The 6,021-nt window shown below is 66.7% G+C and carries 4 protein-coding genes; 3 read left to right on the forward strand and 1 reads right to left on the reverse strand.

The genetic code is table 11. From position 1 onward, the window contains the following. The first annotated feature begins 62 nt into the window (after positions 1-62). The gene (locus HMH01_RS17390) at positions 63-2,027 is read left to right on the forward strand and encodes a dynamin family protein (protein ID WP_171327075.1); all 1,965 of its coding nucleotides are present in this window, start codon (positions 63-65) and stop codon (positions 2,025-2,027) included. Next, positions 2,027-3,430, forward strand: a complete 1,404-nt coding sequence (locus HMH01_RS17395) for a dynamin family protein (RefSeq protein WP_171327076.1) — start codon at positions 2,027-2,029, stop codon at positions 3,428-3,430. The genes HMH01_RS17390 and HMH01_RS17395 overlap by 1 nt, the downstream gene beginning before the upstream one ends. A 294-nt stretch (positions 3,431-3,724) precedes the next feature. Here the strand turns inward: HMH01_RS17395 and HMH01_RS17400 are convergent, their stop codons facing one another. Further along, positions 3,725-4,669 (reverse strand): tyrosine-type recombinase/integrase, encoded by a 945-nt coding sequence (locus tag HMH01_RS17400; RefSeq protein ID WP_171327077.1) that lies wholly within the window; start codon positions 4,667-4,669, stop codon positions 3,725-3,727. 925 nt (positions 4,670-5,594) lie between these two features. Between HMH01_RS17400 and HMH01_RS17405 the strand changes: the two genes are divergently transcribed. Then, the gene (locus HMH01_RS17405; protein ID WP_171327078.1) at positions 5,595-6,017 is read left to right on the forward strand and encodes a helix-turn-helix domain-containing protein; all 423 of its coding nucleotides are present in this window, start codon (positions 5,595-5,597) and stop codon (positions 6,015-6,017) included. The last annotated feature ends 4 nt before the right edge of the window (positions 6,018-6,021 follow it).

Consider the following 6,021-nt stretch of genomic DNA (forward strand, 5'->3'; position numbering starts at 1 on the left):
GACTGTGTCCATAACCCCACCTAAACAAATGGTGGGACCTCGGGACAAGCTGGTGGCACAGCATGAAAGATCAGAAGACGCAGCCCTGCGGCCACGCGGGAAGAGGAGGCTTTTCTGCCCCGCTCATGGACGGCTGGGGCCGCTCGCTCGGGACGCTGGATGACCTGCTGAGCGAACTGGCGGGGCTGACCGAAGGGGTGCTGCGACACCAGGTCGAAGGGTTGAGAGAGCGGCTGCGCAGAACTTCCCCGGTCGTCACGATCGTCGGGCAGGTCAAGGCGGGCAAGACCGCGTTGACCAACGTGCTGGCCCGGCGCCCGGGCATGCTGCCCAGCGACGTGAACCCATGGACCTCGGTCGTGACCTCGGTGCACATGAACCCGCGCGCGGTCGCGCCGGGCACGGCAGAGTTCCGCTTCCTGTCGTCGGACGAGTGGAAGAAGCTCAAGCAGGGCGGCGGACGACTTGGCGAGATGGCCCGCCTCGTGGCGCTTGACGACGAGAGCGCGGAGCTGGAACGCCAGGTCGATCGAATGGAGGCCGAGGCGCGCCGGCGCCTGGGCGCGAATTTCGACATGCTCCTCGGCGGGCGTCACCGCTTCGACTATTTCGACACGCCGCTGCTCGAGCGGTATGTCTGCCACGGCGAGCAGGATGGCGCGCCGGGACGCTATTCCGAGATGACACGGTCGGCCGATCTTTACATGGAGGCGCCGCATTGCGCGATCCCGTTGACCCTGCGGGACACACCGGGCGTGAACGATCCCTTTCTCGTGCGCGAGCAGATCACGCTCCAGGCGCTTGAGGACAGCGATGTCTGCCTTCTGGTGCTGAGCGCGCAGCAGGCGCTGACGACCAGCGACGTCGCGCTGGTGCGCATCCTGCATGCGATGAAAAGCGACCGAGTGCTGCTGTTCGTCAACCGCATGGATGAGCTCGATCGCCCCGAGACAGAGGTCCCCGCGATCCGCGCCCATATCGGCAAGGCGCTCGGCCGCTGGGGCCTGCCGGTGGACATACCCGTCGTCTTCGGTAGCGCTGCGCGGGCGCAGGTGGCGCTGTCACCGGACTTCGCCGGCGATGCGGCGGCGGCGTGGCAGGACTCGGGCCTGCCCGAACTGGAGGCGGCGCTGGCCCGGGCCGTGGCCCACGGCCCTGCGGAAGAGGCGCTGCGCAGTCTGCGCGCGGATGTGGCGAACCTGCTCGAGGCCGCCTTGCGCCACGCCCAGCACAAGGCGGCGGAGCGCGCGGCGGCCGCCCTGACGGATCCGGAGCAGATCGTCGCGCGTCTCGAGGCCATGCGCACCGATGCGCGGCACCGGATGGAGCGCATGATCGATCGCCTCACCCCCGAATACCGAGCCGTGATGAACGCGCAGATCGCCAGCTTCGCCGATGCCGAATGCGCCCGCTTTGCCGAAGCGCTGTCGCGGCAGGCCGATGCTGCAACGTGGCAGGCCGATGCCAACATGCTGCGCGGGCTGTTCCACCGGGCCTATTTCGCCCATGCGACCGAGTTGCGGGAAAGGGCGCAGGAGGTGCTGGACAGGCTCGCGCGGGAGATGGGCAAGCTCTATGGCGAGACGCTTGGTGACCCCAGGCAGGTGCCGTCGATCCGCCCCGCGATCTGCCCGGAAAGCGGGCCGCCGGTCGCGCTCAGCATGACGCTGGCGCTCGACATGCAGCCCGGCTGGTGGAGCGGGTGGTTCCGGCGAAAGGCAGCGCCCGAGGCGCGGATCAAGGATCTGCGGCGCATCATCCTGGCCGAAAGCCGCCATGTCACCGATACCCTCGAGCGGGAAAACCTGCTGCCTTACTACGCGGTGCTGCACCGGGTCGTGGACGACCAGATCGAGCTACACGCCGCGATCTTGGCCGAGTTTGTTGCAGCACCTGACGGTGCGGTTCCGGCGGTGTTGCAGGACACCCCCGGTCCGGGCTGGCAGACCGGCACCATCATAGCCCACCTGAAGGACCTGGCCGGACGTCTGGTCGAGACGAACGCCCCGGCGCCGGAGATGGCCTGATGAGCGTGACCCTGACAGAGGCCCCCGAAACGCTGTCCCGGTCGCTTGCCTGTCTGCGTGCGCAGCGCGCGGCGCGTCCAGTGGTGGCTGTGATGGGCGAGTTCTCGGCCGGGAAATCGACGCTTCTGAACCTGCTTCTGGACAGCGACCTGCTACCGGCGCAGGTCACCGCGACGCAGATGCCCGCGCTCTGGCTTGCCGCTGGACGGGCGCAGGGCTTCGGTGCGCTGGGCCATGACGGCAGCTACGCGATCCACCCCATGGCAGGGCTGCGCGGGCGGCAGCCGGAGAGGGACGCGATCCTGACCCTGCGGGTCGATGCCCCGGTGCTGAGCGGTATGGACCTGATCGACACGCCGGGGATTTCCGACCCACTTCTGCCGCGCCTCGTGCTGCGCGAGATTTCGGCCGTCTGCGATTTCGTCCTCTGGTGCACGCCCGCAGCACAGGCGTGGCGTCAATCGGAAAAGGCGCTTTGGGAGAGCCTGCCGTCGCGGTTGCGTGCGCACTCGCTGCTGGTCGTGACCCGTGCAGACAAGCTGGGCGAGGGTGAACGCGCAAAGGTCGCCCGCCGCCTGGGCCGCGAGACTGCCGGCCTTTTTGCGACGACGCATTTCCTTGCGACGCCGGACGCGCTGGCCGCCCGGAAGAGCGGCGACCGGGCGCTCTGGGAAGCAAGCGGAGCGGAGGCGCTGCTTGCAGCGCTCGCTCGTACCGCGGCGCAGGCACGCCCCGCGACCAATGACGGCGCACTGGCCGATACCGGAGCCTTTCCCTGGCCGGACGAGGATGCGCCCGGGAGGATTTTCAACGACGAGGATTGCCCTGAACCGGGACAGGGCAGGACGAGTGTGACGAGTACCGCGAACCGCGGAAGGACTGCCGAAACGGGCACCCCCGGAGAAAAGGATGACCAGGACGTGCTGAAGGTTCGCAAGCTGATCGACCAGGTAACCTTGAAGGCGCGCGGGCCGGCCATGGATGCCACCCCGCCAGAGACTGAAACCAGAGGGAAGAGAAAGGACACTCCCATGAACGTAACGACGAAAATGGGCACTGACATTTCGGGCCTGTCGCAGATCGCCGGCTTCATCGGTGGATGCCTCGTGGACAGCGACACCGGGCTGATGCTCGGCTCCGAGGGTGGCGCGAATTTTGATCTCGAGGCGGCGGCCGCCGGCAACACCGAGGTGGTCAAGGCCAAGAACGCCGCCATGGCGGCGCTGGGGCTGGACGACGCGATCGAGGACATCCTCATCACGCTCGGCAAGCAGTTCCACCTGATCCGCCCGCTGGCAAACTCCCCGACCGTCTTTCTCTACGTCGCCCTCGACAAGAAGGCGGCGAACCTTGGGATGGCGCGGATCCAGGTGAAGAACATCGAGAAGACGCTCGAACTCTGAGCGAGCGCGACACGGGGCGCCCCTGCGATGACGGGGCGCCCTTGCTTTCTCGCGTCGACGGTATTTCAGGCCGATCGGTTTCTGAGATCAAACCGGGAAGCAGCACCCGCGGCGCAGAGTCTCGAGATCGCCCAGCTGCGTTATCACTACTAGGGCTTCGTTCGCCGCTCAGCGTGCAAAGACTGGCAGGAGCAGGCACGGTGGCTGGCCTGCTCATCCTTTTCACGGGAGCGCCAGATATAAGTGAATGGCCCCCGAAGGAGCCCTGGATCAGCTGGCGTTCCGGTAAGCTTTTTACGCGGCCATCAGGTCGCGCTCCATCTTCTCGAACAGCGCCACGTCCTCCTCCGGGCTTTCGAACAGGTGGCCGTACACATCCATCGTCATGGTGATCGAGGAGTGCCCGAGAATCGCCTGGACCTTCTTCGCGGGCCAGCCCTGCTCGATGAAGAGAGATGCGGCCGCATGGCGGAGCGCGTGGAAGCCGAAGCGCGGCTTGCCGTCCTCGTCGACGATCCCGTTCTCGACCAGCAGCGGCTTGAACACCCGCTGGTAGATGTTCGAATGGTTCTCGACCCGGCCGGCGCCGTTCGGGAAGACCAGGTTCTGGGGACCGGCGGGGCAGTCGGCCTGCCAGGCGCTCAGCTCCTTCACCACGCTCGGTGCCATCGGGATGACGCGCTTGCTGGTGCGGCTCTTGGGCTTGCCGAGCTCGTTGAACCGGTCTGCGCGCTGGACCACCTCGATCACCCGGCGGTCGAAGTCGACCTGATCCCAGGAAAGCCCCCGCAGCTCGGACATGCGCATGCCGGTGAAGATCGCCGTCACGATGAAGGGGCGGTGACGCTCGGGGGCGGCGGTGATCATCGTGCGGATCTCGTCCTTGGTCGGGATCACCCGCTCGGCCTCCTCCCGGCGGTTGCGCTTCATCTTCACGTCACTGGCCACGTTGTGCGGGATCCATTCGCGCTCGACCGCCTCGGCCAGGATCGCGCGCAGGCTGGCGAGCACCTTCTTGGTCATGGCGCGCGAGACGCCGTCGTCCTGCAGCTCGTCGATGAAGTCGCGCACCTCCGCCCGGGTCAGCTCCGCGACAAGCAGACTACCCATCTTCTTGTCGATGTGGTGGTCGAAATGCCCGCGGTAGCTGCGCAGCGTCGCGCGCTCGAGCCCGTTGCGCTCGCAGGTTTTCAGCCAGGCCTGGGCTGCGTCGCGGATGGTCTTGTCGGTCCTGCTCATGGTGTCCTCGTGTCTGTATCCTATGCTGCATCTATTATACGACATGCCCAGAGCGCCGTCGGGCGCTTTCCCAAGCGGAAGCGCGGAAAAATGCAGTTTATTCAGGGCGGTGCATACGGCCTGCAGTGGATGTGTCCTGCCCGTGGGGCGTCAAGGTGGCCCCTGATCAAGGTCGGGATCGTCAGTCGCTGGCCCGCTTGGGCGCCAAATGGGTTCTATCTACGTCCTAGCTACGTGCGAATTTGGCATTTTTTCCACGTAGGGCTCTGAGCGTTGGGCCGCGGGCGGATTCCACCGGCGGGGGAGCGCAGATGACAGGGAAGCGAGTGGTGCGGGCCGTCGCGCGGCAGATGGACTGATGCTGTATCGGAAGCATAGCGAGGCATCGGACCGCAGGCCAGTTCACGCCGGGCCCCCAGAGAGCGCGTGTGGCTGGCTCTGTGCGTGCGGCGGTGCGTCCCCCTCGGCGCCCCGAGCTGGACGCCGCCACGGACGCTCCCTCGAGGCCTCGAGTAGAACCTGCCCCGGAGGACATCGGAAGGCCTGCCAGATCGTGCCAGGCTTTACGAGAGCACGCATGGCTGGCTCCGTGCGTAAAAGGGTACGCACCCCCTGCGCCTCAGGCTGGATGCCGCCACGGACGGTCCCTGGAAGCATTTCGCACGAAAGGTCCCGGAGAGCATCGGACCACCGGCCAGAGTGCGCCAGGCTCTCTGAGAGCGCGCGTGGCTGGTTCCTTGTGTGCGGGGTTACGTACCCCTACGGTCGATGCTGGACGCCGCCACGGACGCTCCCTCAGAGCCTTTCGCGAAACCAACCCGGAGCGCATCGCGCCACCGCGCCTGCTTGGGCACCGACGCACGAGGATCTGACTGTCGCGACTATCAAGAAGCGTCGCTAACGCACAACGAAAGGACGCGTCCCGATGACCAGAACCAGCCGCACCGCCGAATTCCTCGAGCGCGCGCTCGCCTTCTCCGGCCTCAGCCAGCGCGAGGTCGCCGAGCGGGCAGGCTTCGAAAAGCCCAACATGATCTCGATGATGAAGAAAGGCGAGACGCGGGTGCCGATCGAGCGCATCCCCGCGCTCGCGCGCGCCTGTGGCGTCGACCCGGTGCCTTTCCTGCGGACTGCGCTGCGCGAGTACCAGCCCGAGACCTGGCGCGTGCTCGTGAGCTATCTCGGCCAGCCGCTGACCCGGGACGAGGAAGTGCTGATCGACGCCTATGACGAGGCGCGCGAGGGTCGCGACCTCGATCTCAGCCCCGCCATGCGCGACGCCCTCGTCGTGCTCTTCCGCGAGCTCTTCGAGATGAAGGAGACCCATGCCGGCTTCCCCAAGGAGTGAGGCA

The sequence above is a fragment of the Halovulum dunhuangense genome, from assembly GCF_013093415.1.
GTDB classification, from domain to species: Bacteria; Pseudomonadota; Alphaproteobacteria; order Rhodobacterales; family Rhodobacteraceae; genus Halovulum; species Halovulum dunhuangense.